Genomic DNA, 25579 nt, shown 5'->3' with positions numbered 1-25579 from the left:
CGGTAGACCATGTCGCAAGACCCGTATCAACACTACCAGTCGCTGCAATTCAAGCGGCATCCCAACGGCGTGCTCGAGCTCGTCATGGGCGCCGGCGCAAACAAGAGCGGCCTGTCGACGGCCGACCATCGCATGCATCAGGAGCTCGCCGACGTGTGGCGCGATATCGATCGCGACACCGAAACGCGTGCCGTCGTGATTCGCGGCGAGGGCAAGGGCTTCTCCGGCGGCGGCGACCTGTCGCTCGTGCAAGACATGGCCGACGATTTCGCGGTGCGCGCGCGCGTGTGGCGCGAGGCGCGCGACCTCGTCTACAACGTGATCAACTGCAGCAAGCCGATCGTGTCGGCCATGCACGGTCCGGCGGTGGGCGCGGGCCTGGTCGCCGGGCTGCTCGCGGACATCTCCATCGCGGCGAAGACGGCGCGCATCATCGACGGTCACACGCGTCTGGGCGTGGCAGCGGGCGACCATGCGGCGATCGTGTGGCCGTTGCTGTGCGGCATGGCCAAGGCGAAGTATTACCTGCTGCTGTGCGAGCCGGTGACGGGCGAGGAAGCCGAGCGCATCGGGCTCGTGTCGCTCACGGTCGACGAGGCTGATCTGCTTCCCAAGGCGTTCGAAGTGGCCGACAGGCTCGCGCGCGGTTCGAGTACGGCCATTCGCTGGACGAAATACACGCTGAACAACTGGCTGCGCAGCGCGGGCCCGGCGTTCGACGCGTCGCTCGCTCTCGAATTCATGGGCTTTTCGGGGCCCGACGTGCGCGAAGGCATTGCGTCGCTTCGCGAGCGTCGCGCGCCGGACTACGGCGGCGATGCGCCGTTCTGACACACCACCGGCGCGCGCTGGGCGTATGATCGATGTTCAAGCGCCACGACGCGCGCGTTCGGGCGGGAAAGGTCGGCCGGCGCCCGTCCCCGACCGTGACTGGAGACTGTAATGAGCGATTCGACGAGTGCCATGCCAAACGGCTTCGACATTCTCAAGAAGATGTGGGAAGCCTTCAGCCCGCCGGCGACGTTCACTTCGCCGCTCACGCAACTGATGCAGAGCGCGGCGCCGTTGCTCGATCCGGACGAGATCGAAAACCGCATCGCCGAGATGCGCGCGGTCGAGCAGTGGCTCACGCTCAACCTGAATGTGCTGCGCTCGACCATCCAGGCCTTCGAAGTGCAGCGCGCGACCTATGCGACGCTGCGCGCCTTCGGCAGCGGAGGTTTTGGCGCGGGCAGCGGCGCGGGCGAGGCGAGCACGGCACAGGCGTCGCCGGCATCCGAGGAGAGCGCCGGCGGTGCGACCTTCTGGCGCTCGCCGTTCGCTGCCCCGGAACCGGCGCAGGACGTGGAGCCGCACGCGGGCGCGTCAGAGGCGCGGGAGGCGTCGGCGACCGGCGCGCAGCCCGAGCCCGGTCCGGATCAGGAAGGGGCCGCCGCGGGGGACGCGCCGCCGGACAGCGACGAGAAGCCGTCTCCCTTCGCGCAGGCGAGCAACGCCTACGCCGCGCTCGATCCCTCGCTGTGGTTCAACGCCATGCGCGCGCAGTTTGATCAGATCGCGGCAGCGGCGCAGGCCGCCGGCGTCTCGGCCGCGCAGATGACCGAGGCGGCGGCGGCACAGATGTCCGATGCGGCGGCCAAGGCGGCGCAGGCCGCCGCCGCGCCGACCAAGTCCACAGAGAAGTCCGCACGGAAGTCCGCGGCAAAGGCGTCCGGCAAGCCGGCAGGCAAGCGCGCCGGCAAGGCCTCCGGCGAGCCCGGCAAGACGGCAAAGCGCGGGGCCGAGGAGGCGACAGCGGCCGGGACCGCGAGCAAGCGTTCGCCCGCCGCGAAGAAGGCGCCCGCGAAGAGCGCCACGAAAGCATCGACCCGGGCATCAACCAAAGCCTCCACGGCGGCCGGGCCGGCGGGCAAACCCGCCGGCAAGCAAGCAGCATGGAAGTGGTAGGAACACGATAGCGCCGAGCGCATCGGCACTCAGAACAACGGCAGCAACGACAGGAGGGGCCCATGATCTCAGGCGAACGCACCGGCCTCGTCCTGATGGGCGGCGGCGCTCGCGCCGCGTATCAAGTGGGCGTGCTCTCGGCGATTGCGGCGATTCAACGCGAAGTGCTGCCGTCGCGGCGCGCGATTCCGTTTCCCATCGTCTGCGGCACGTCCGCCGGGGCGATCAACGCGGCAGCGCTGGCCTCTCACGCCGACGACTTCCAGCACGGCGTGATGAAGCTCGACGCCGTCTGGCGGCAATTCCACGCAGGGCAGGTGTTTCGCGCCGACTCGCTCGGCATGGCCGGCACCGGGGCGCGCTGGCTGGCGGCGCTCTCGCTGGGCTGGGCGCTGCGCCGCTCGCCGAAATCGCTGTTCGACTGGTCGCCGCTTGCCGACATGCTGCGCAACGCAATCCGCCTGGATCGCCTGCCGGACGTCTTCGCCGCAGGCGCGCTTTCGGCGTTGTCGGTGACCGCGCTGTCCTACTCGTCGGGCAAGCATGTCACCTTCTACCAGAGCGCCGAGCCGATCCAGGCCTGGAAGCGCTCGCTGCGGCTCGCGCGCGCGGTGCCGCTTACGGTCGACCATCTGCTGGCGTCGAGCGCGATACCGTTTCTCTTTCCGGCCGTCGAACTCGACCTCGACGGGCAGTCCGAGTATTTCGGCGACGGCTCGATGCGTCAGATCGCGCCGCTCAGCCCGCCGATTCACCTGGGCGCGACGCGCATTCTGATCGTGGGCGCCTCGCATGCCCAGTACGGCGTGGACAGCAGCGGCGAGCGCATCGGCGGCTACCCCAGCCTCGCGCAAATCGGCGGGCAGGCGCTCGCCAGCGTGTTCATCGACGGCCTGTCGGCGGATCTGGAGCGTTTGCAGCACATCAACAACGTGCTGCGGCATGTGTCCGAGGCCGATCGCGAATCGAGTGGATGGAAACCCATTGAGACACTCGTCATTTCACCGAGCCAGCGCCTCGAGCCGATTGCGGCGCGGCATCTGCAACAGATGCCGCGCGCGGTGCGCACCATGCTCGGCGCGATCGGTGCCGACGAGGCGCGCGGCGCGGCGTTCGCGAGCTACCTGCTGTTCGAGTCGTCCTACACGCAGGAGCTCATCGCGCTGGGCGAGGCGGACGCCTATGCGCAGCGCGACGCCATCGCGGCATGGCTCGTCGCCGAAGCCGACGGCACCAGCCCACTCGAGCACGTGGAGGCCGGCGCCGTGGGCGGCGACGACCTCCCGGCCAACTCCGCGCTGGCCGCGCGCGCGCCGCATGCCGAACAAGCCGTGGCTGCCGAGGGCAGCAAACCCGCCGTTGGCGGCGACGCCGCCTGAGCCTCATGATGCGATCCCCATCTTCCCAATCCGTGAAACCGGCGCCCGTCGCTCGCGTGAAGTCCGCGAAACCCTCGGCGGCCTGTCCATATCCGTCGACCTTCTGGCGCGATCCGGCGCTGCCGTTTCTCGAGGCGCGGGAAGTGGTGGACGGCCGTCGCGTATGCTACGCGCTGCACAGCCACGAGACGTTTTCCATCGGCGTGGTGACGGGCGGGCGCAGCACTTATCTGAACGGGCGCGCGAGAGAGACGGTCGGCGCAGGCAGCGTCGTCGTGATGAACCCCGACGCCGTTCACGCCTGCAACCCGATCGGCGAGCAGGCGTGGGCCTACCGCATGCTGTTCGTCGACACGGTGTGGTTGCGCGATTTTCAGCGCGAGATCGGCTTCGGCCATGGGCAGGACCTGCACATGTTCGATCCGTTGTCCTCGCGCGACCCGGTACTCTACGCAGGCATCAACCGGCTCTACGACATTTGCACGGATGCCTCGCGTGACAGGCTCGAGCGCGAGAGCGCCGTGCAACAGTGTTTCATCGACGTGCACGAGCGGCTCAATCCGGCACCGCGACCGGTGCGCGACGATCCGCACAAGCACAGAAAGCTTGCCGACGCCGCCGACTTCATCCGGGCGCACTGCCGGGAATCGCTGACGCTGGCGCAGATTTGCGCCGCGGCCGGGTTGTCGGCGTCGTACCTGACGCGTGCGTTTCGTGCGCATTACGGCCTCACACCGCACGCGTTCCTGATGAACCAGCGGATCCAATACGCGCGCGCACGGCTGCGGCGCGGCCATGCCATTGCCGAAGTGGCGCTCGACGCCGGCTTTGCGGATCAGGCCCATTTCCAGCGCACGTTCAAACAACTGCTCGCGGCCACACCGGGGCACTATCGGGAGTCCCGCGCTGCCTGACTCGCCACCTGACTCATCGCTTGACGCGCCATCTGACGCACGGCCACGCCCGGACGGCGATTCAGGGTGTTGCGCATCGAGCGGCGCGCGCTCGGGACCGCGCCGCTCGCCATACCGAGCCGCATGTGCCCCGCCTACAGGGTGGCCGCCAGATACACGGCGCTGGCGGCGAGCAGTGCCGCCATGACGCGGTTCAGGCGCCGAACGCGCTTTGCGCTGCGCATCTGGCGCCGCATCATCGCGCCTGCGGCCGCCCAGCAGCCAACCGATAGCCAGCAGACCACGAAGTAAATCGCAGCGAACTGCCAGATGCGCACCGGCTCCCCGGCCGTGTACAAGCCCATGCCGGCGAACGCTGCGAGCCATGCCTTCGGATTGAGCCACTGCATGATGGCGCCATGCACGACCGAGGGGCCGCGTTGCACGGCAGCGTCGCCGATTTCGCCATCGTCACGCGCGAGCTTGTACGCCATGTAGAGCAGGAAGGCCACGCCGAACCACTGAATCGCGTGCATCAGCACGGGCGCGCGTTGCAGCAGTTCGTAAAGCCCGAAGCCGACCGCCACGAGCAGCAGGACGAACGCCACCGTCGCGCCCGTCACATGACGCAGGCTGGGCACGAGCCCGTAGCGCGCGCCCGCGCCCAACGCCACGACGTTGACCGGGCCAGGGGTGATCGAAGCGGCCAGCGCAAACGCGGCCATCGAATAGGACAGAGTCATCGGAATCCTCAGTGCGAAATGACGGTAATGCGAGGTTCCGACTGTAGAGCGCGGCGGGCGCCGCGTATTGAAGAAAACTGCCCTCTCGCGAATGATGGTTTCGGGCCGTCGCCAGAATGCGAATCGGTGGCGCACCGCGAAGTGAGGAAGTGATGGCGAAGTGGCGGCGGAGTGGCGGCGAAGTGGCGGCGAAGTGACGCCGAAGTGGCGGCGAAGAGACAGCGGATGGGCGGCTCAGGGCAGAAAGCGTTGCCGCGCCCAGCGCAGGAGCCGGCCCACGACAGGCAGCTTGAGGTACAGGTCTTCGGTGGCGTCCCAGTAATCGCGTTGATAGGCCACGCGTCCGTCGACGGCCAGCCGCAGATGCGACGCGCCATGGACGACCTGCTCGTCCTCAAGCCAGCGCTTCAGATGGAAATGGAGATTCCAGACGAGCAACGCCTGGTTGTGCTGCGACAGTGTCGCGGTGATCTCGAAGCGTGGTACGTCGACGCGTTCGAACAGGTGCGTGAGCAGCGCGGCGACCTCGGCCGCGCTGCGTACCTCGTGGAGCGGCGTCTTCAGATAGACGTTGGGCGCGTAGAACTCCCCCAGATTCCCGACGCTTTGCCGGGTGAGCGTTTCGAAGTAACGCGTCAGGCGCGTGAGCGCGGCAGCATGGTCGATTTCCATAGGCACGTTCGCGTGGGCGCTGTGGCAGCGCGGGTCGATGGGCGGAGCGATTCGGTCGTCGGTGCGGTCCTCGGTGCGGTCCTCGGTGCGGTCCTCGATAGGGTGACGCCGGCACGCCTCGTGAGCGCGGCAGCGCTGCGGTTTTTCGTAACTTACCAGCCGGGCGTGGTGCATGCACCGCGCCGGGGCAGCGCGTGGCGCGCACGCGACACCGTATCGCCGGCGCCGGTCTCCTGTCGCTCGCGACGCCCGGGCAGCGGCTGGGGCGCCCGTGCGTCAGCGCGAGTTGCTGACGAGTTCCGCGCGTAGGTCGGGCGCGCTGGTGCGCGGGTCGAGCCAGATGGCGAAGAACGCCCGCCCGAAGGCGTCGCCCGCGATCTGGCCGATGAGCTTGCCATCCGAGAAGAAGCGCGTGCCGTCGCCCGGCAGGAATACGCCGGTGAGGTGCTGGCCTGCCGATACGTCCGGCAGGATGCGCGAGAGCTGCTCCGCCCAGTGCTGGCGTTCTGCGTCGGTTGCGACTTGCAGCTTCGTCATCTCGACGAGGGTGCGCTGCACGAGCGTGTGCGATTTGAAACTGCGCGCGTAGCGCAAATCGAGGACCAGCGGGTGAGCGCTCCAGTTCGCGCCGATGCGCTCGCTGCCGGAGAAGAGGGCGGCGTCGTACAGGTGAAAGCCCATGCGCGTGAACGATCCCTGGCCGATCAGGTGTGCGGCGGGGATTTCCCGCGACGCGAGTTGACCGGCGTCGAATGCCAGTGCGGCCGACGAGGCGCATACGGCGGCCAGGACGCAGAAAAGGCGCAGGCCGGCGGCGAGCCGGGCGGCCAGAGCAAACGCGCCGGGCGAGCCGCAGGCGCCCGGCGTGGCGGAGGGACCGGTGCAGAGGCCAGCAGAGGGACTGGCGGGGGCGATTGCGGGACGAGTGGCCATGCTCGGCTCCTTATCGGTTCCTTATCGGTTCCTTATCGGTTCCTTATCGGCTCCTTATCGGCTCCTTATCGGTCAAGGATTCCGTCGAGTTGGTAGGCTCGTTGGCGGCGCGCGGGTCGTTCGTCCATGGCGCCCGCCGGAATAACTTGTTGCGTAATTGCGACTGAGAACTATCCTCAAGACGAGGTGAACGACATCACGTCGCCGGGCGCCCGCATCGGGTGGCGCATCGCAGTCACGGAACGACTGGTTTGAGCGTAGACCATCGGACGCCGTCCGGCAGGCCCGTCGTACAAGGAAATACCCTGACGCGCTGCCCAGGCCGCCCCGCGCGAAGGCTCGTGGAAGGCGGTTGCAGCGGCGCTGGGACGCAGTGCCGGCGGGGCATGCCGGGGAGCCCGTCCCCCTTGAGCTTAGGCGCTTTGCGTGACAAATTGACTATCGTCAACGTTACGACGCATTACCGTCACGTGGCTGTCAGCGTTCGCGGTTTTTAAAGGCTTTTATGTTATGATTCAAGAGTTTGCCCATATTTTAGTGGGGTCGCTCTAAGCCAGATCGCCAGGATGCGGCCACGTGACAGGCGTTAAATTCGAAGCGTTAAGTTTCGAGGCGTTAAATTCGTCGTCCTTCTGCGACGACAGGGTTCAAGACGTGAAGCCGGACGGCGGGGGCCGTCCGCGTCGCGCTCACTGTTTTGTCTGTCGAAATTCGGCGTAAACTTTCACAATACTATCTTGAGTCCTGGTGTAAGGTCTCGCGACCTTGGGGGTAATTGAAATGAACGAAATGTTGTATCCCGAGTTGTACAAGTCGCTGGAGGCAGTGCGTTGGAACATGGAGAAGGACATTCCGTGGGATAAGTTCGACGCCAGCCAACTGACCGACGATCAGGCACGCACCATCAAGATGAATGCCATCACGGAATGGGCGGCGCTGCCGGCTACCGAGATGTTCCTGCGTGATAACCGTGACGACAGCGATTTCTCGGCGTTCATGAGTGTGTGGTTTTTCGAAGAGCAGAAGCATTCGCTGGTGCTCATGGAATACCTGCGGCGCTTCCGCCCGGAACTGGTGCCCACCGAAGCCGAGCTGCACGCGGTGCGCTTCCCGTTCGACCCGGCGCCGCCGCTCGAGACGCTGATGCTGCACTTCTGCGGCGAAATCCGCCTGAACCACTGGTATCGCCGTGCCGCCGAATGGCACACCGAGCCGGTGATCAAGGCCATCTACGAAATCATCTCGCGCGACGAAGCGCGTCATGGCGGCGCCTACCTGCGCTACATGAAGAAGGCGCTCACGAGCTTTGGCGACAACGCACGCGCCGCGTTCGCCAAGATCGGCGTGCTGATGGCGTCGGCGCGCCGCACGGAAAAGCCGCTGCACCCGACCAACCTGCACGTGAACAAGGATCTGTTCCCCAACGATACGGTGCAGTCGCGTTTGCCGGAGCCGGAGTGGCTCGAGCACTGGCTCGACGAGCAGATCAAGTTCGACGACAGCTGGGAGAAGAAGGTGGTCGAGCGCATTCTGCACAACATGTCGCTGCTGTTCGAGCGCACGTTCGCCACCGCGCAGGACCTCAATCGCTACCGCAAGGAAATCACCGGCCGTCTGGCGGCTGTGGCTTCGCCGGCGGTTGCAACGTCGTCGTAATACGCCGGCCTCCGACGCGAGGGTTCGCACCGAACCGCATACTGACGCGAAGAACGCCAAGGACGCGCAGGGGCGCGAGCGGCGCGCGGTGACGCGAACAGAGACAAAAGGGGCTTCGGCCCCTTTTGTCTTGCCGCCGCCAACGGATTTTGGCGCGCGCCGCGTCGCGTGGGACAATAGCGCGTTCACTTCGACTGATCGTTATGTCCTCTTCCCAAGTCATTCCTCCCCCCGATTTCGAGGCCAAGGTGCTCTCGCGCGACGACCTCGTGACGCTGGCCCCGACGCTGCCGCGCCCGCTCGTGTTCACCAACGGCGTGTTCGACATCCTGCATCGCGGCCACGTCACCTATCTCGCGCAGGCGCGCACGCTCGGCGCATGCCTCGTCGTGGCGGTGAACACCGACGCGTCGGTGCGCACCCTCGGCAAGGGAGACGACCGTCCCATCAATAACGAAGACGACCGTGCCGCACTGCTCGCGGCGCTCCAGAGCGTGGACTACGTCGTGAAATTCGGTGAATCGACGCCCGAGGCGCTGATCGCCGCAGTGCGCCCGGACATTCTCGTCAAGGGCGGCGACTACGACATGGACAAGCTGCCGGAGTCGGCGCTCGTGCGCAGCTGGGGCGGCAAGGCGCTGGCGATTCCGTTCGAGCATCAACGCTCGACGACGTCGCTCCTCAAGAAAGTGCGGGCCCAATCATGAACCTCGCACCGCTTGTCGAAGTCACCCGCGGGGCGAACGGCATCGAGACCGTCGAATGCGTGCATTACGGCTCGGTAGCCGTGGTCGACGCGCAAGGGCGGCTGCGCTATGCCGCCGGCGATCCGTCGTTCCTTACGTTTTCGCGCTCCACACTCAAGCCCTTCCAGGCGTTGCCCTTTGTCGAAGGCGGCGGTGTTGCGCACTTTGGTCTCACCCAGGGCGAGCTGGCGTTGTTGTGCGCCAGTCACTCGGGAGAGCCTTTTCACGTCGATGGCGTCAAGCGCTTGCTAAGTAAGGCAGGATGCGACGAGCATCACCTGCAATGCGGCTGCCATACGCCCACGTTCTATTCGGCGACGGGCAAGCGCGCGCCGGCGGATCTGAAGCCGACGGCGCTGCATCACAACTGTTCCGGCAAGCACGCCGGCTTTCTCGCGTATTGCGCGCAGCACGGCTTGCCGCTCGACACTTACCTCGATCCCGCGCATGCGCTGCAGCAGGCGATTCGCGCGCGTGTGGGCGATGTGGTCGGCGTGCCCGGCGACGCGCTGCCGCTCGGTATCGACGGCTGCTCGGCGCCGAACTATGCGCTGCCGCTCGAGAAGCTCGCTGGCGCTTATGCACGATTGGCCGCAAGCGACGATGCGGCCCTCTCGACGCTTTTTGCTGCCATGACGCAGCAACCCGAGATGGTCTCCGGCACGGCGCGCAACGATCTCGCCTTCATGCGCATGGCGCCGGGCGACTGGGTGGCCAAGATTGGCGCGGACGGCGTGCAGACCATCGGTGTGCGCTCGGCCGGGATCGGGATTGCGATCAAGGTCGTCGACGGCAACATGCGGGCGCTCTATACCGCTGCCGTTGCCGTGCTAAAGGCGCTCGGCCTCGTCGAATCCCCGGAAACGACGGGTTTGGCCCCGTGGGCGCTGCCCACCGTCAAGAATGCACGCGGCGTCCATACGGGCGTCGTGCGTCCGGTGGTCGAGCTCAAACGCGTGGGCTGACAACCCGGAAGCCGGGGGCTGCGCCAAGTCCGGCGCGGCTCAGTGAGCGCCTGCCGGCGGACTGCCCGCCGGCGCCGGGCATGTCCTGACAAGGCTCGCGGACCATTGCTGCGACACCACGCCGCGCACCTGCGTCGCCGCGTTCGCGTTGATGCCGGCAATGCGGTAAATGATCCGGCTCCTGGCATTCGGCCTCTCGCTCAATTGCGGCGTGAGGCCTTTTTTCTGCGCCGTGGACATCAATCGCGCGGCCCTTTCGCGATCGCTGAACAGGCCTAGCGACACGACGAGACTCGGCCCGTCGCCATTGAGCAGGAAGTACTCGGTGACACCGGCCGCGCGTAGCTGCGCCACCTGTTTGTCCGCGGCGGCCTTGCTGGGCACCGGATCGAGATGCACCCAGTATCGCTTGTCGAGTGCGACGGATTGGATATCGCCTTGGCCGGCCGGGAGTGCGGCGAGCAGGAGGCCACGCGCCTGCGCGGCATCGTTCGATGCGAACGGCCCGACGTCGAGGCAGGTCGACGCGGCTGTCGCTGTCGCTATCGCCGCCGCTGTCGCCGCCGCTGTCGCCGCTGCGGGCTGCGACGCCGACGGGTTTGCCGCCGCTTCGCCGGAGCTCGAGCTCGGCGTCGCCGCGGCGACGGCTTGGCTCGCCGCCGCGGCGGCTGCCGAGGCGGGAGACGGCGGCGCGTTGTTCGGCTCAACCGCGCCCCGGCTTGCACCTCCGGCCGCGTCGGGCGTGGTGGCAGCCCCGCTCGCCAGTTCCGGCGCGCTCAGTTCTGCGCCCGTCAGCCGGATTCGGCCGGGCTCGAGTTGCGTTGCGAGCCGCGCCGGTTCACGTCCCGTGGCGGGCAGCACGTCGCGCCATTTCAACCAGCCGAACTGCACGGCCGCCAGTGCTGCGTTGGCCGCGATGAACATCAGCAGCAATAGGGCGCGCAGCATCTCAGGCGTCTCCCCGGGCTTGGCCGCCATCGTGGAATTCCCGCGTCGAGGTGCCCGCAGCGGGCGCCGTTCCAATAGGTGCGCTGCCCGCGCCAAGCGCCACTTCATACAGTCCGGCGGGCACCAACTGATCGTGTTCGGTGAAGGGCAGCGCGAGCGTTTGCGCGAGCGCATGGCGGGCGCCGCCGGCGAGCACGCAGCGCACCGTCGCGCCGAGTTGCGCTTGCAACTGCGCATGGCTGCGTTCGACGAGTCCGGCCTGTGCGGCCGCGCAGCCGCGCAGAATCGCGTCCGACGTGCTGCGCGCGAAGTCCTGTCCTCCCGATGGCATTGCGGCGTCGAGCGTGGGCAACTGCGCCGTGCCTTGCGCGAGGGACTGGAGCATCAATGCGGGGCCCGGCGCGATGAGGCCGCCGAGATACTCGCCATCGCCGCGCAGCGCTTCGACGGTCGTCGCCGTGCCCAGGGTGACGATGAGCAGATGCTCGCCGGGCCAGGCCGCATGCGCGCCGATCAGGCTCGCCCAGCGATCGCTGCCGAGCTGCGTCGGCTCCCGGTAGCCGTTGCGCACGCCCGAGCGCGCGTCGCTCGCACGCAGTACTTGCAACCAGTCGGCCGATGCCATACCCCACAGGGTCTGCAGCGTCATGCGCACGGCCTGCTCCGCGGCATCGCCGGCCACGTTCGTGAGCCAGACGCCCGCAGGAGCCGGGCAGACGAAGCCGCCGTCCCGAGGCTCCTGAGTGCCGTGCCCTAGCGCAAGCGGTGTTGTGTTGGGTGCGAAGTGTGCGTCGCCGCCCGAGCCTGCGGCCATCGCCGCCCAGCCTGCGCGAATCTGTGTGGCGAGGGTGCGCCACTCGGCGTGATCGACGGCGCCGCTGGCGAGAAATGCCGGCGCCGCCGCCCGCCAATTTGCCGGGCGTGTGGCCGGCGCCAACGCCCATTTGATCCGGCTGTTGCCCGCGTCGACGAGCAGCCACGGCGCACCGTTGGTGCTGCCTGCCACGTTTCCGGCGGCTAGCGAAGCGGCCCTGGCGCTGTCGCCGCTGCCGTCCGGCAACGCGGACGCCCGAGGGTTCGGCGTTGTCCGTCGGGCCGTCATTGGCGCGGTCCCGATGCGTCGCGCGCGGGCGAATCCAGCAAACGCACGGAGACCTCGCCGCTGGCGATCGTGCGCTCGCCGTCCGTCGTGGCGACGCGCAGGAACCCTCTCTCGTCGACACCCAGTGCAACGCCGTGCAACAGATCGCGTCCGTGTTCGATCAGCCGAATCGGCGCATCGCGGTAGGCATGCATCGCTTCCCAGTCTTCGCGAAACGCCCCGAAGCCGTGTTCGGCGAAACGCGCGAGCATATCGGCCAGACGCTGTACCAGCGCGATGAGCACGGAGGACATATCGGGCGCCGGCAACACGGATTCCAGGGCGGCGGGCGGCGTTGCCGGAACGGCAGCAGCGGCCTCGCCCACCGACACTGCGCAGGTCCCGGCTACCGCACGGTCGATGCGGGTGGCGACGTCCGCGGCTTGGCGCAGGTTGAGCCCGATGCCGATCACGACTCCGATACGGCCCGGCCCGGCAGGCACCGTCTCGATGAGAATGCCGGCCAGTTTGCCGCCGCGCAGCAGGACGTCGTTGGGCCACTTGAGGCCGAGCGCCTGCGGCGCCGACAGTGGCAAATCGGAGAGTCCTTCGACGACGGCGACGCCGGTGGCGAGCGACAGCCCGGCCAGTTCTGCGGGACCGCCGCGCATTACATACGCCAGCGAGAACGTGAGACTGTCGCCCGGCGAGCTTTGCCATGCGCGCCCGCGCTGACCTCGTCCCGCCGTCTGGATCATGGCGGCGCGCACGATCGGCGCGCACGCGGCGTCTTCGCGAAGCCGCGCGAGCAGATCGACGTTCGTAGAGCCGGTGGACTCGACGACTTCGATCTGCCAGCCACGGCAGGCAGACGCCAGGCGCGCGCGAATCCGGTCACCGTCGAGGCGGCGCGCCGGCGTGTCGTGTGCCGGCTCGGTGGACGACGCAATGGGCGACGCAATGGGAGAGGAAGGCGAGGCGATATTCATGGCTGCTATTGTAGCGGCGAGGCAGAGGCTGCGCCGGTCTGCCCTGCGTCAATGCCGGCTTTTCGGCATGATCCGAGGGCGCGCTAAGCCGATTCCGGGGCGTTTTCAGCCGTTGCCGGGTTGCCACCGTGGGGTCGCACCTGTACCGTACAATGACCGCGTCGCGCAGCGCTTCGCCGTATTTTGCTGTATTTCGCCGCATTTTCCGGCGGGTTTGTTGTCAGGAGATCGTCTGTTTTGGACCTCGATGCCGTGCCCACTCTGGAGCTCACCACCTCGCCGCAAGGCCCGGTGGTCATGCTGCGCGGCCTGTGGACGGCGCTGGCGCTCTCGCAGCGCAAGAAAACGCTGCTGCGTCTGGTGCACGCGCTGCCACGCGGTGAGCTCGCGTGGGACCTCACCTGCGTCGAGCGCCTCGATCACGTGGGTGCGCAAGCGCTGTGGCGCTACTGGAACCGCAAGTTTCCGCAGCGTGTGGCGCTGACCCCCACGCAGCGCGCCTTGTTCGATCACCTCGCGGAATTCGATCGTTCGCGGCAAAGCCCCGTGCCCAAGCGCCGCGTCGACCCGATCAGTCAGTTGGGCTATTCGCTGTTCTCGCTGTGCGGCCACTTGCGCGACGGCATTACGATGTTCGGGCGCTTCGTCATCGATCTCGGCCGCGTCGTGCGACATCCGGTGCGCGCGCCGTGGCTGGAAATCTCCGCCACCGTCTATAGCGCCGGCACGAAGGCCCTGGGCATCACGGCACTCGTCGCGTTTCTGATCGGCATCGTGCTGTCGTATCTGTCGGCGCAGCAGTTGAAGCTGTATGGCGCAAGCACGTTCATCGTGAACATCCTCGGACTGGCCGTCATCCGCGAGCTGGGGCCCGTGCTTTCGGCCATTCTCGTGGCGGGCCGTTCGGGCTCGGCAATCACGGCGCAACTGGGTGTCATGCGCGTGACCGAAGAGCTCGACGCGATGCGCGTGATGGACATCCCGCACGGGCTGCGGCTCGTGCTGCCGAAGGTCATCGCGCTGGCCGTCGCCATGCCGCTGCTGGTGATGTGGACGAACATCGTCGCGCTGCTCGGTGGTGCGCTCGCCGCGAAGTACGAGCTCGGCATCGGGCTGCACTACTTCTTCACCACGTTGCCCAATGCGGTGCGCATCGCCAACCTATGGATCGGGCTCGGCAAGGGCGTCGTGTTCGGCATGCTGATCGCGCTTGTGGCGTGTCACTTCGGCATGCGCGTCAAGCCGAACACGCAGAGTCTGGGCGAAGGGACGACGCAATCGGTCGTCACGGCCATCACGGTGGTGATTCTGGCCGACGCCGTCTTCGCGATTCTGTTCCGCAACGTGGGGATCGGCTGATGCGCGAGTCCACGGCGCCCCACTCGCCCGAGTCGATGACCGCCTCGGATTCCGCGGCATCGCTGCGTGACGACGTGCGCGCGTCGGCCGCCGGTTGCCCGCCGGTGTCGTCGACGCTGCCCGGAGAGGCGCAGCCCGTGATCGAGGTGCGCGACCTGACCAAATGCTACGGCACGCACACGATCCATGACCATCTCGATCTCACCGTGCGGCAAAGCGAAATCATCGCGCTCGTGGGCGGATCGGGCTCGGGCAAGACCACGCTGATTCGCCAGATCATCGGTCTGGAGGCGCCCACGAACGGGCACATCAGCATCTTCGGTCACGACATCACGATGATCGACCGGCGCACGGCGCATTTGCTGCGACGCCGCTCGGGCATGCTGTTCCAGCGCGGCGCATTGTTCTCGGCCATGACCGTGTTCGACAACATCGCGCAGCCGCTGCGCGAACTGCACACGTTGTCCGAAGATCTGATTCGCGATGTCGTGATGTACAAGCTCGAAATGGTCGGGCTGTCGGGGCGCATGGCCAACCGCATGCCGTCGGAGCTGTCCGGCGGGATGATCAAGCGCGTGGGCATCGCGCGCGCCATTGCCCTCGAACCCGAACTGCTCTTTCTCGACGAGCCGACGGCCGGGCTCGACCCGCAGGCGTCCGACGAGTTCGTCGACATGATTCGCGGCCTGCACCATTCGCTCGGCCTGACCGTGGTGATGGTCACGCACGACCTCGATACGGTGATGATGCTCGCCACGCGGGTGGCGGTGCTTGCCGATCGCAAGGTACTCGTCAATGCGCCCGTCGAAGAGGTGGTGCGGGTCGATCACCCGTTCATCCACAGCTTTTTCCTCGGTGAGCGCGGCAGACGCGCGTTGCTGGCCTTGCCCGCCGCGCGCCGCGCCAGGATTTCGGAGTTACTCGACGATGGAAAATAAATCGCACGCTTTCATGGCGGGCCTGTTCACGCTGGTGTTGCTCGCGGCCGTCGCCGCGGCGGTGTACTGGTTCAACCGGGACAACCGCGTGCGCGTGCCTTACGAGCTCGTGTCGCACACCAACGTGAACGGCCTGAACCCGGAATCCGTGGTGCGCTATCGTGGGCTGGCCGTGGGCAAGGTCGACTCCATCAAGTTCGATCCGCGCACGCCGGGCCAGATACTGATCCGTATTCTGGTCAACGAAGGCACGCCGATGACGAAATCGACGTTTGCCACGCTCAGCTATCAGGGCGTGACGGGACTGGCCTTCGTGCAGCTCGACGATGACGGCCATGACCGCACCCTGCTGCCGTCGAGCGAGGCGCATGTCGCGCAACTGCGCTTGCGCCCCAGCTTCATCGACGAGTTGCAGCGCCGCGGCAACAGCCTGGTCCGTCAGCTCGAGGAAGCGAGCTCGTCGGTCAACCAGCTGCTCTCGCCGGAGAACCGGCAGGCGGTGATGGATTCGATCAACAGCGTGAAGACGGCGGCGCAGAGCGTAAATCGCGTGGCGCAGCAGCTCGAGCCGGTCACCAAACAACTGCCTGACACGGTGCGCGAACTCAATGGCACGCTCGCCGGCACGCATCGTCTGACCCAGCAATTGTCCGACCCGCAGGGGCCGCTGGTGCGCAACCTGGACAGCGTCGGGCGGGCGGCCGACCAGGCGGCGTCGAGTCTCGCGGCGTTCGAGGGCACCATGCACACCTTCGAGGGCTCGCTGCAGCAAGAAGCGTTGCCGCGACTCAACACGCTCTCCGACGATCTTCGTTTTACGGCGCAAGCCGTTGGCCAGGCCGCGCAGACCATCAATCGCAATCCGCGAGCGTTGCTCTTCGGCACCTCGCCGCCGCCGCCCGGACCGGGTGAGTCGGGCTTTTCGTGGCCCGCGGGCGCAGGCCGATGAGGTGCGACAACGTCATGCAAGGGGAAATGGAGATGACCGAACCGATCGAGACGCAGCCGGTCCGCTACGGCGCCACGGCTGCGCGCAGACTTGCGGCGTGGTGGTTTTATGCCGGTGTGAGCGTGCTCGTGGCCGGGTGTGCGAGTTCGACGCCGCCAGGCTCCCTCGCGCGCTTCGACCTCGGACCGCCGACGGCTCCCGCGGCGGCGACTGCTGCAGTGACCGGGCATGCGGCCACGGCGGCGGCCGCCTCGGACGTGGCGGCCTCGGGAGTGTCGGGACCGTCACGGAGCCCGGACACTCCGAGCCTGTCGCCGCTCAAGGTGGTGGTCAACGCGCCGAACTGGCTCGATTCCGACGTAATCTATTATCGGCTGCCGTCAAGTGAGGGCGATCAGGCGCGCGCGTATGCGAACAGCCGCTGGCTCGCGTCGCCGGCACGGTTGTTCGGCGACCGTTTGCGTGCCGCGTTGTCCGTTGAGCGCGCCGTGCTCGCCGCCGGCGACCCCACCGCGGCGCCTGCGCTGCGCGTGGAGCTCGAAGAGTTCTCGCAGTATTTCGACAGCGCGTCGGCAAGCCACGGCGTGGTGCAGGTGCGGGCGACGCTGTTCGATGGACCGAAGCTGCTCGCGCAAACGACGCTGCGCGCACAGGCGCCTGCCGCAAGCGCCGACGCGGCGGGCGGCGCACGCGCGCTCGCCGCAGCGAGCGACGCCGTGCAGACGCAACTGATCCAATGGCTGGCAGGCCGCGTGCCCGCCCCGTCGGCGACGACCCGTGCGCCGGCGCAGTCTCGCGCTGTGCCGGCGTCGTCATCGGCGTCGCCGGCGCAGGCGCGTTAGGCCCCGAGGGGCGGTCCCACCGATGCCGGAGCTGGATGTCAAACCCTGGCAACGACGCGCGTCCCCGCTCACGCGTCAGGCCCTGCTGTGCCTGATCCTGCTGGTCGCATACGCGAGCCTGTATCCGTTCGAGTTCCAGCGCGCCGCCGTCGGGCCGTTTGACTATCTGTTCGCACCCTTGCCGCGCTGGATGACGACGTTCGACGTGGTGACCAACGTGATCGGGTATCTGCCGCTGGGCATGTTGACGGTGCTGGCGCTGCACCCGGTGTGGCGAGGGGCGCGGGCCGTGTTCGCCGCGCTGGCGCTCGGTGCCGTGCTCTCGTGCGGCATGGAGGCGCTGCAAACCTATCTGCCCACGCGCGTTGCCTCGAACGTCGATCTGGCGACGAACGCCCTGGGCGCGTTGATCGGCGGCGCCATCGCCGTGCCGCTCACCAGCCCGCTGCTCGATCGCGGCTGGCTGCGACACCTGCGCTTCGCCTGGTTCGAGCGTCACGCCAGCGTGCTGCTCGTGTTGCTCGCGCTGTGGCCGTGGGCGCAGGCGTACCCGCAGCAGTTTCTCTTCGGCGACGGCGACCTCGTGCGCCAGATCTGGCTCTGGCAGGACCCCGACGTGACCGATCTCGTGCTCGATTGGGTGCCGCGGCTCGGCCAGTTGCAGGACTATCTCTCGGCGCTCGACGCCGTGGCCAGCCACGCGCTGTGGGAGACGATCGTGACGGCCTGCGGTACGGTGCTGGCCGGCTTGCTCGCCACCCTGGCGATGCGCCGCTCGGCGCCGCGCACGCCGCTGCTGTGCGCGATGTTCGTGAGCGCATTCGCGATCAAGGCGATGGCCGCCGCATGGCAGTTCTCGCCGGCGCAGGCGTTCGACTGGGTGACGGTCGGCGCAATTTACGGGCTCATCATCGGCGCGCTGGTGCTGCTCGTGGCGGGGCGCGGCCCGCGCGCGTTGCGCGGCGCGGTCGCGCTCGCCGCGCTGATCGTGCTTCTCGTTCTCGTGAATCTGCTGCCCGCGAACCCATACTACGAGGCCGCGCTCCAGTCGTGGCGGCAGGGCCGTTACGTACACTTCAACGTGCTCGCGCGCTGGCTTGCCTGGACCTGGCCGTACCTCGTGCTGATCTATCTGCTCGCCATGTTCGACCCGAGCCATCGCGGGCCCGCTCGCAGCGCCGGCAAGCCCGGCTGACGCATTGCCCCGTCGGCGAGGCAGGACGGGAGGGAGCGGGCCGCGGCTGGCAGGATCGGGCAGGGTCGGGCAGGACATTGTTTCCAATTCGGAAATAGCGTATTGGTTGCCGTCCTGTTGGTCCGGCGCCCCGAAAAACCTACACTCTCATGTAAGGCACGCTGACACTCAGCGTGCCGTGACCGCCCGGCATCTGCAGGCAGATCCCGGGCGTTTCGCATTCGTGAGGAGTCGATGAGTACCTGGGGATTGGTGTTTGCGCACAAGACGCGGCAGCGTGTGCTGATGGCGGTCATCGCCGCAGCCACGGGCATCGAAATGCTGGAAAACGGCATGTTCGTGTTCGCGTCGTCGCATATTGCCGGCGGCGTGGGCGCCGCGCCCGAGGAATACGCGTTCGTCTCCACGTTGTACGCCGTTGCCGGCATCCTGGTCATTCTCAAGCAACGCTGGCTCGCCTCGCGCCTGGGCTATCGCACGTTCCTCGCGGGGGCGCTGACGCTCATGGCGTTCGGCGCCTGGCTTTGCGGCATGGCACACAACCCGTTCCAACTGGCGCTCGCACGTTTCATTCTCGGCCTCGGGGCCGGGTCGCTCTTCACGGCGAGCCGGATTCTCATCAACCTGTGCTTCGCTCCCGAACTGCGCTTGCGTGCGCTGCTGTTCTTCACCTACGGCTTTTTCGGCGGGCAGATCACGGCCCCGCTGCTCGCGAGCTACCTCGTCGATCACTTCCAGTGGTCGTCGGTGTTCTTTGCCGTGGTGCCGATTGCGCTGGCGGGCGCGCTGGCCTCGTGGCTCGTGATTCCGGACTTTCGGGGGCGGCTGCGCGACGAGGGCGAGTTCGAGATGCGCGGCATCGTGTTCTTCGCCGCCGGCGTGCTGTTCGTCGAAATCATGATGCAGCGCTCACGCTTCGACTTCTTCTCGAACCCGCTGCATCTGCTCGAACTGTGCCTGGTCGGCGCCGTGTGCGCCATCGGTTACATGTGGCACCAGTATTCGCATCGCAAGCCGCTGATCGATTTTCGCGTGCTAGTGCGCAATCCGGCCTATGTCCTCGGTCTCGGCGGCTACGCGGTGTACTACTTCTTCTCGTATTCGACCTCGTACCTGTTCCCGATCTACATGCAGCAGGGGTTGAACTGGAGCGTGGAACATACCGGCTATCTGCAGGCCGTGGCGTCGGTCACGAGCCTCGCGGTCGCCGTGATGTACACGCTGGCGCGCCCGCGCTTCACCCGCCTCAAGCCCTTCGTGCTGGCAGGCTACCTGTGCCTGCTCGGCTACGCCTTCCTGCTCTCGCGAAGCTATCAGGGCGTGTCGAGCGAATGGCTAATCCTGCCGATGGTGCTGAGCGGTCTGGGCGGGGTGTTCGCCATGATTCCCATCGCGGAACTCACGTTCCGCGGCATGGACGAGTACGTCTTCCAGCATGGTTATCAGACGAAGAACATCGTGCGCCAGTTGGTGAGCTCCCTGTCCGTGTCGGCGATGGCGGTGTTGATGCAGGACCGGCAGGCCGTATTCATGCATCAGCTCACACCGTCGATGACGCCGCTCAATCCCGCGTACAACGCCGCGGTGTCGCAGGCGCAGCAGGCGTTCGGCGCGAGCGTGGACCCGGCGACGGCCGCGCACATGGCCTCGGCGTGGGTGGGCAGCCTCGCGTCGCAGCAGGCGCTCGTGCTCTCCTGCGTGAACGTGTTCTTCGGCTTCGCCTGCCTGGCCGCTTTCTGCGCGCTTTTCATGGCGATGCAACGCCGCCTCGGCTGATCCGCCGCCCGCCATCCGCCGTTCCGGCAGGGGCCGGCGTACCGCCCCGCGACCGGCGCGTCCCGGAATCTGCGTTTCCTTTCGCCGCGTCGGGCATGGCCGCGCCGAGCCGTGGCGACCGCCCGCACCGGCCGGGCAGGTCGGTTAGAATGGCCCGCAGTACGTCAATACGTCATACGTCGCCACTTCTTCAAAACATCGACATGGCCACCCCGTCGCAGTACTACCAACACCACGTGTTTTTCTGCCTGAACCAGCGCGAGCCGGGCGCCGATCGCCCTTCGTGTGCGAACTGCAACGCGCAGTCGATGCAGGAATACGCCAAGAAGAAGGTCAAGGCGCTCGGCTTGGCCGGGCCGGGCAAGGTTCGCATCAACAAGGCGGGATGCCTCGATCGCTGCGAGCTGGGGCCGACGTTGGTCGTCTACCCGGAAGGCACCTGGTACACGTATTTCGACGAATCCGACATCGACGAGATCGTCGAGAAGCACCTGGCGGGCGGCGAAGTCGTCGAGCGGCTGCTCATCGACTGATCCAACACCGCCAGCCCTTCGCTGAACACGTGCCGGCGCGCGGGCGTCGGCGCCTTGCCGCTTCACATCGCTCATGAACGCTCAGACTGAACGCTTCACCATCGACGGCCCGGTCGGCGCCGTCGAAATCGCCATCGACCGTCCGGCCGGCGAGCCGCGCGGAATCACGCTTGTCGCGCATCCGCACCCGCTGTTCGGCGGCACGCTCGACAACAAGGTCGCACAGACGCTCGCTCGCGCCTTCGTGCAACTCGGCTACGCCGTGGTGCGTCCGAATTTCCGCGGCGTGGGCAAGTCCGAGGGCGAGCACGACAAGGGCATCGGCGAGCGTGACGATCTGCTCGCCGTGATCGCCTGGATGCGCCGGCAACCGGGCTGGGAGACGCTGCCGCTCGCGCTTGCCGGCTTCTCGTTCGGCACGTTCGTGCTCTCGCACGTGGCGAAGTCGCTCGAAGCGGCGGGCACGCCGGCACAACGCCTGGTCTTCGTGGGGACGGCCGCGAGCAACTGGGAAGTGGCCCCGGTGCCGGCCGACACGCTTGTCATTCACGGCGAGCAGGATGATACCGTGCCGCTGCAATCGGTGCTCGACTGGGCGCGGCCGCAGAAGCTTCCCGTCGTGGTGATCCCGGGCGGCGAACACTTTTTCCACGGCCTGTTGCCCCTGCTGAAACAGATCGTGGTCGACGCGTGGCGCCATTGACACATCCCGCACGAAATCCCGGCAATTTCGGCGGCGCGGGCCCGGCGGGCCAGGAACGTGAAATGGCCGCGGGTATAATCCGCTCCTGAACCTTGTCCGGTCGAGCCGGGTCTATGTACCCGGCAGACATGGCCCGGCGCTGCCGGTGCCGCTGTCTTTTTCACCGTGCCGCGCCCGCGAGGCGCGAGTCGCGCGGTGTTCCATCTAGCGCAGATGCCCCTGAGTCTCACTTCGTTTTTCTCTTCGCCAATGACATTCAACGCTTCGCTGTCCCGTGCCGCCGTCGCCGCGGCGCTCGTCGCTTGCGGCTCGCTCGCAACGCTTCCCGCACGTGCTCAACAGATTCCGCCGCCGCCGATGACGGCCAAGGCGTGGACGATCGTCGACGTCACCAGCGGTCAGGTGCTCGCCGCCGGCGATCCGGACGCACGCGTGGAGCCCGCCTCGCTCACGAAGATCATGACCTCGTACCTGATCTTCGAAGCGCTGCGCGACAAGCGCATTTCGATGGAGCAGACCGTCATCCCGGGCGAGTCGGTTCGCAAGGTGGGCCGAGACGAATCGCGCACGTTCATCGAAGCGGGCAAGCCGGTCACCGTGCACGACCTCGTGTATGGCATGATCATCCAATCGGGCAACGACGCGTCCATCGCCCTCGCCGAACTCGTCGGCGGCTCGCAAGCCGGTTTCGTCGAACTGATGAACCGTGCGGCCCAGCGCATGGGGCTGAAGAACACGCACTACACGAACGTCGACGGACTGACCGACCCGCAGCACTACACCACGGTCGCCGACATCGCCAGGCTCTCGACGCTGATGATTCAGGACTTCCCCGAGTACTACAAGATCTACTCGGAGAAGAGCTTCACGTACAACAACATCCGCCAGCCGAACCGCAACCGCCTGCTGTATCTCGATCCGACGGTCGACGGCCTGAAGACCGGCCACACGAAGGAAGCGGGCTACTGCCTGGTGTCGACGGCCTCGCGTCCGCTGCCGGGCGCCCCGGGCGTGAACCGCCGTGTGCTCTCGGTGGTGGTGGGCGAGCCCACCGAGCGCGCCCGCGTGCAGGACAGCCTCTCGGCGCTGAACTACGGCTACCAGAACTTCGACACGCTGCGCGTGTACGGCGCCAATCAGGTCGTGGCCACGCCCAAGGTGTGGAAGGGCAAGGAAAGCGAGCTGAAGATCGGCGTGAAGAAGGACACCTTCATCACCGTGCCCAAGGGCATGGCCGACAAGATCAAGCCGCAGCTCGAACTGCGCGAACCGCTGATCGCCCCGATCGCCAACGGCGCGCAGGTCGGTACGGTCAAGGTGATGGCCGACGGCAAGCAACTGGCCGAGTTCCCGGTCGTCGCGCTGGCCGACGTGCCGCAGGCGAGCTTCATCGGCCGCGCCTGGGACGCGCTGCGCCTGATGTTCGTGAAGAAGTAACGCCGGCCGGCGACGTTCCCGCTTCGGCGGGACGCGCGCTCGCAAAGCGCGTAGCATGGCCGAACCTGCCGGCGGGGCTCGCATGCGAGCCCGCCGGTGCAAGGCGCGCTCCCGTGGGGCGCGTTTTTTCCTTTCGTCGTGCGCTCGACGCGCACCTTGCAAACATGGACAACCCCACTGTCTGGCTCAATGGCGAATTGATTCCGCTCAGCGACGCGAAGATCTCCGTTCTCGATCGCGGTTTTCTCTTTGGCGACGGCGTCTACGAAGTCGTGCCGGTCTATCGCGGCAAGCCGTTCCGTCTGGCACAGCACCTCGACCGGCTGGAGCGAAGCCTAGCGGAGATCCGCATCGCCAATCCGTACACGCGCGCCGAATGGGAAGCGCTTTTCGCGCGCCTGTCGGCGACGTGCGCCGCCGATCCGCACAGCGTCTACGTGCAGGTCACGCGCGGCGTGGCGCCGCGCCAGCATACCTTCCCGAAGGGTGTCGCGCCGACCGTGTTCGGCATCGCCACGCCGCTCTCGCTGCCCAACCGCGAGAAGGTCGAGCACGGCGTGGGCGCTGTCACGCACGAAGATCGCCGCTGGCTGAATTGCCACATCAAATCGACCTCGCTTCTGGGCAACGTGCTGATGGCCCAGTACGCGGCCGATCACGACGTGCAGGAGACGATCCAGTTCCGCGACGGCTACCTGAGCGAGGCGTCGTCGAGCAACGTGTGGGTGATCAAGGGCGGTGAAATGTTCGCGCCGCAGCGCGATAATCGGATTCTGGAAGGCATTCGCTACGGCGTGCTGGCCGATCTCGCGCGCGAATGCGGCATTCGCTTCGAGGAGCGCCCGGTTACCGAGGCCGAGGTGCGCAGCGCCGACGAACTGCTCATCACGTCCGCCACGAAGGAAGTGCTCGCCGTTGTCACGCTCGACGGCAAGCCCGTGGGCGACGGCAGGCCGGGCCCCGTCTTTCGGGCGCTGTACGCGGCCTATCAACGCGCCAAGGAGGCCCTATGACGACGGAAAGGAAGGAGAGCCTGCTCGAGTTTCCGTGTGACTTTCCCATCAAGGTAATGGGCGCGACGCAGGACGGTTTTGCCGACGCCATCGTGGCGCTGCTGCGCGAATTCGATTCCGAATTCGATGCGGCGACCGTGGAGATGCGCCCATCGAGCTCGGGCAAATATCTCGGGCTGACCGTTACCGTGCGCGCGCATTCGAAAGCGCATCTCGACGACATCTATCGCGCTCTCACCGGCCATCCGATGGTCAAGGTCGTGCTGTAACGGCAAGATGGCGCCGGCGCATGACGGCCGCGCTTCACGCGTGTGTCGGAGCGCCGTCGTCGTCGATCGGCGCGACCGGATCGAGCCCCAGCTGAGCGTCCGTGGCCATCTCGCCGGCAGTCGCGGCCATGCCCGCGGCGAGCGCTGCAGGGCTCGGGCGAGTCGGGCGCCGCTGCATGTGCTTGACCGACTCGAATGCCGCCAGCTCTTCCAGAAACCATGTCCTGAACGCCTGCACGCGCTGCGTCTCGAGCACGCCCGGCGGGCACACGAAGTAATAGTCCCATTCGCAGGGCGTGTCGACGTCGGAGAGCCGCACGAGGCGCCCGGCCATGATGTCGCCCACCGCGAGCGAGCGCCGCACGAGCGCCACCCCCTGGCCGACGATGGCCGCTTGCGAAAGCATGCCGGAATCCTGGTACATCATGCCCTGCGACGGTTCGGGCAGATCGAACCCGGCAGCCGCGAACCATGGGGCCCACGGTTCGCCCTCCGAACGCAGCAGCGTGCTGCGACGAAATTCCTCGGCGGTTCTCGGTAGCCGTCCGTTGTTGTACGTGGGGCTGCAGGCGGGGAAGAAAACGTCCTCCAGCACCTTTTCGATGTGCAGGCCGGGCCAGTTTCCCTTGCCCATGCGCAGTGCGACGTCCACGTCGTCACGCTCGAAGTCGACGAGCTCGGCGCTGCAGCGCAATTCCACTTCCAGTTCCGGATGACGATCGATGAAGCGGCCGATGCGCGGCGTGAGCCAGCGGCTCGCGAACGACGGCATTGTCGTGAGCACGAGGCGGCGCTCGCTGCGCGTGCCGGCCTGCAGTTTGCGCGTGGCCTGCGCAATGTCGCCGAGCGCGGCGCGGATCGACAGCGCGTATTGGCGGCCGGCCGGCGTGATGCTGATGCGCTTGCCGTTGCGCGCGAACAGCGTCGTGCCCAGTTCCTGTTCGAGCGCGCGAATCTGGTGGCTGATCGCGCCGTGCGTGACGAACAACTCCTCCGCCGCGCGCGAGAAGCTCTCCAGGCGGGCGGCCGCCTCGAACGCGCGCAAGGCGCTAAGGTTGGGAAGTCTCCGAAGATCCATGTGAGCTTTATTTGCAAGGCCGTGAAAATATGTCGTTTGGTGCGGCGCCTGCCAGTCCCTATGATTCAGTCATTGTCTCGCACTGAGTGGGGGTCGTAAAATGCAAAACAATTTGACAAAGGTTCAGTACTTCTACGGTATTCGTCCGGGCGAAGTCGTCACGCTCGACCTCCACCACGAGCATACGCTGGTCGCACGCGGTGCGGCAGTCTGGGTGACGCGGGCCGGTGATCCGCGCGACTACTGGCTGATGCCGGGGCAGCGCCTTGCCGTCGAGCCGGGACGCCGTTACTGGGTGTCGTCGGACGAGGGCGCCGAGGCGCAGCTCGAGCGCGATGTGGCGCATCGTTTCACGCTCGCTCGCGCGCTGCGTCAGTGGCTCGCCGGGCGGCGCGCGGCACGCGAAGCGAACTCGTGCACTGCGGCGGCCTAACGGTACGCCGCTTTGCCGTGGCGGGAACCGCGCGCTCCACGCCTGGTGTCGGCGGGCGGGCGCGTGATGCGTTCCGGCATCGTGGGGGCACGCCCGAGGCGC

Annotated in this window: 25 protein-coding genes and 1 pseudogene; 19 read left to right on the top strand and 7 right to left on the bottom strand. The window is 67.0% G+C overall.

All coding sequences use genetic code 11. The features are described from left to right. Positions 1-9 precede the first annotated feature (9 nt). The 4 genes from CDN36_RS06185 (at position 10) to CDN36_RS06170 (ending at position 4240) form a co-directional block, all read left to right on the top strand. Entirely contained in the window at positions 10-831 is an 822-nt protein-coding gene (locus CDN36_RS06185; protein WP_287496249.1) for an enoyl-CoA hydratase/isomerase family protein, read from the top strand. Positions 832-942: 111 nt separating this feature from the next. Beyond that, entirely contained in the window at positions 943-1947 is a 1005-nt protein-coding gene (locus CDN36_RS06180; RefSeq protein WP_287496248.1) for a PhaM family polyhydroxyalkanoate granule multifunctional regulatory protein, read from the top strand. Positions 1948-2009: 62 nt separating this feature from the next. Further along, a complete protein-coding gene (locus tag CDN36_RS06175; RefSeq protein ID WP_241013711.1) occupies positions 2010-3326 on the top strand; it encodes a patatin-like phospholipase family protein in 1317 nt (438 codons plus the stop codon). Between the two features lie 8 nt (positions 3327-3334). Continuing rightward, a complete protein-coding gene (locus CDN36_RS06170; RefSeq protein WP_150554167.1) occupies positions 3335-4240 on the top strand; it encodes an AraC family transcriptional regulator in 906 nt (301 codons plus the stop codon). A 134-nt stretch (positions 4241-4374) separates the two neighbouring features. Here CDN36_RS06170 and CDN36_RS06165 read toward each other — a convergent pair whose 3' ends face one another. The 3 genes from CDN36_RS06165 to CDN36_RS06155 all read right to left on the bottom strand — a co-directional run bounded on the left by CDN36_RS06165 (position 4375) and on the right by CDN36_RS06155 (position 6567). Then, the gene (locus CDN36_RS06165) at positions 4375-4962 is read right to left on the bottom strand and encodes a LysE family translocator (RefSeq protein WP_150553940.1); all 588 of its coding nucleotides are present in this window, start codon (positions 4960-4962) and stop codon (positions 4375-4377) included. 234 nt (positions 4963-5196) lie between these two features. Beyond that, the gene (locus CDN36_RS06160; protein ID WP_287496247.1) at positions 5197-5808 is read right to left on the bottom strand and encodes a nuclear transport factor 2 family protein; all 612 of its coding nucleotides are present in this window, start codon (positions 5806-5808) and stop codon (positions 5197-5199) included. A 102-nt stretch (positions 5809-5910) separates the two neighbouring features. After that, a complete protein-coding gene (locus tag CDN36_RS06155) occupies positions 5911-6567 on the bottom strand; it encodes a chalcone isomerase family protein (RefSeq protein ID WP_287496246.1) in 657 nt (218 codons plus the stop codon). Positions 6568-7356: 789 nt separating this feature from the next. Between CDN36_RS06155 and CDN36_RS06150 the strand changes: the two genes are divergently transcribed. The 3 genes from CDN36_RS06150 to CDN36_RS06140 all read left to right on the top strand — a co-directional run bounded on the left by CDN36_RS06150 (position 7357) and on the right by CDN36_RS06140 (position 9934). After that, the gene (locus CDN36_RS06150; protein WP_174966251.1) at positions 7357-8223 is read left to right on the top strand and encodes a ferritin family protein; all 867 of its coding nucleotides are present in this window, start codon (positions 7357-7359) and stop codon (positions 8221-8223) included. Positions 8224-8426: 203 nt separating this feature from the next. Further along, positions 8427-8930 (top strand): D-glycero-beta-D-manno-heptose 1-phosphate adenylyltransferase, encoded by a 504-nt coding sequence (rfaE2, locus tag CDN36_RS06145; protein WP_287496245.1) that lies wholly within the window; start codon positions 8427-8429, stop codon positions 8928-8930. Continuing rightward, positions 8927-9934, top strand: a complete 1008-nt coding sequence (locus CDN36_RS06140; protein WP_150553935.1) for an asparaginase — start codon at positions 8927-8929, stop codon at positions 9932-9934. The genes rfaE2 and CDN36_RS06140 overlap by 4 nt, the downstream gene beginning before the upstream one ends. Before the next feature lie 39 nt (positions 9935-9973). Here CDN36_RS06140 and CDN36_RS06135 read toward each other — a convergent pair whose 3' ends face one another. The 3 genes and pseudogenes from CDN36_RS06135 to CDN36_RS06125 all read right to left on the bottom strand — a co-directional run bounded on the left by CDN36_RS06135 (position 9974) and on the right by CDN36_RS06125 (position 12952). Next, positions 9974-10912, bottom strand: a complete 939-nt coding sequence (locus CDN36_RS06135) for an SPOR domain-containing protein (RefSeq protein ID WP_287496244.1) — start codon at positions 10910-10912, stop codon at positions 9974-9976. Positions 10913-10979: 67 nt separating this feature from the next. Further along, positions 10980-11888, bottom strand: a pseudogene (locus CDN36_RS06130) (type III pantothenate kinase); the annotation flags it as partial. Between the two features lie 92 nt (positions 11889-11980). Beyond that, a complete protein-coding gene (locus CDN36_RS06125; RefSeq protein WP_287496242.1) occupies positions 11981-12952 on the bottom strand; it encodes a biotin--[acetyl-CoA-carboxylase] ligase in 972 nt (323 codons plus the stop codon). Between the two features lie 237 nt (positions 12953-13189). On the opposite strand from CDN36_RS06125, the gene CDN36_RS06120 reads away from it, so the two are divergent. The 11 genes from CDN36_RS06120 to CDN36_RS06070 all read left to right on the top strand — a co-directional run bounded on the left by CDN36_RS06120 (position 13190) and on the right by CDN36_RS06070 (position 23966). After that, on the top strand, positions 13190-14311 hold the full coding sequence (locus CDN36_RS06120) for an MlaE family ABC transporter permease (protein ID WP_502920342.1): 1122 nt from the start codon (positions 13190-13192) through the stop codon (positions 14309-14311). A gap of 35 nt (positions 14312-14346) precedes the next feature. Beyond that, on the top strand, positions 14347-15249 hold the full coding sequence (locus tag CDN36_RS06115) for an ABC transporter ATP-binding protein (protein ID WP_287496309.1): 903 nt from the start codon (positions 14347-14349) through the stop codon (positions 15247-15249). Further along, complete coding sequence (locus CDN36_RS06110) at positions 15239-16198, top strand: MlaD family protein (protein ID WP_150553931.1); 960 nt, start codon at positions 15239-15241, stop codon at positions 16196-16198. Before CDN36_RS06115 ends, CDN36_RS06110 begins: the two co-directional genes overlap by 11 nt. 32 nt (positions 16199-16230) lie before the next feature. Beyond that, positions 16231-17040 (top strand): ABC-type transport auxiliary lipoprotein family protein, encoded by an 810-nt coding sequence (locus CDN36_RS06105; RefSeq protein ID WP_287496241.1) that lies wholly within the window; start codon positions 16231-16233, stop codon positions 17038-17040. Positions 17041-17062: 22 nt separating this feature from the next. Continuing rightward, positions 17063-18235: a VanZ family protein gene (locus CDN36_RS06100; RefSeq protein ID WP_306345228.1), complete on the top strand. Its 1173-nt coding sequence runs from the start codon at positions 17063-17065 to the stop codon at positions 18233-18235. A 234-nt stretch (positions 18236-18469) separates the two neighbouring features. Continuing rightward, positions 18470-20011, top strand: a complete 1542-nt coding sequence (locus tag CDN36_RS06095; RefSeq protein ID WP_287496240.1) for an MFS transporter — start codon at positions 18470-18472, stop codon at positions 20009-20011. A gap of 203 nt (positions 20012-20214) precedes the next feature. Then, positions 20215-20544, top strand: coding sequence for a (2Fe-2S) ferredoxin domain-containing protein (locus CDN36_RS06090; protein WP_150553928.1), 330 nt, complete (start codon positions 20215-20217; stop codon positions 20542-20544). Positions 20545-20617: 73 nt separating this feature from the next. Continuing rightward, positions 20618-21247 carry an alpha/beta hydrolase gene (locus CDN36_RS06085; protein WP_150553927.1) on the top strand — a complete coding sequence of 210 codons (630 nt, stop codon included), beginning with the start codon at positions 20618-20620 and terminating at the stop codon, positions 21245-21247. A 213-nt stretch (positions 21248-21460) separates the two neighbouring features. Then, positions 21461-22684: a D-alanyl-D-alanine carboxypeptidase family protein gene (locus tag CDN36_RS06080; RefSeq protein WP_370749634.1), complete on the top strand. Its 1224-nt coding sequence runs from the start codon at positions 21461-21463 to the stop codon at positions 22682-22684. A gap of 164 nt (positions 22685-22848) precedes the next feature. Next, entirely contained in the window at positions 22849-23697 is an 849-nt protein-coding gene (locus CDN36_RS06075) for a D-amino acid aminotransferase (protein ID WP_287496239.1), read from the top strand. Further along, complete coding sequence (locus CDN36_RS06070) at positions 23694-23966, top strand: DUF493 family protein (protein WP_150553924.1); 273 nt, start codon at positions 23694-23696, stop codon at positions 23964-23966. Before CDN36_RS06075 ends, CDN36_RS06070 begins: the two co-directional genes overlap by 4 nt. 34 nt (positions 23967-24000) lie before the next feature. On the opposite strand, the gene CDN36_RS06065 is transcribed toward CDN36_RS06070, so the two are convergent. Then, positions 24001-25044: a transcriptional regulator GcvA gene (locus tag CDN36_RS06065; protein WP_287496238.1), complete on the bottom strand. Its 1044-nt coding sequence runs from the start codon at positions 25042-25044 to the stop codon at positions 24001-24003. A gap of 112 nt (positions 25045-25156) precedes the next feature. Between CDN36_RS06065 and CDN36_RS06060 the strand changes: the two genes are divergently transcribed. Beyond that, entirely contained in the window at positions 25157-25477 is a 321-nt protein-coding gene (locus CDN36_RS06060; RefSeq protein WP_174966234.1) for a DUF2917 domain-containing protein, read from the top strand. Positions 25478-25579 lie beyond the last annotated feature (102 nt).

This window comes from Pandoraea sp. CB10b_02 (assembly GCF_002216225.1).
GTDB lineage: Bacteria > Pseudomonadota > Gammaproteobacteria > Burkholderiales > Burkholderiaceae > Pandoraea > Pandoraea nosoerga.
This window is presented reverse-complemented; position numbering and strand designations above follow the sequence as displayed.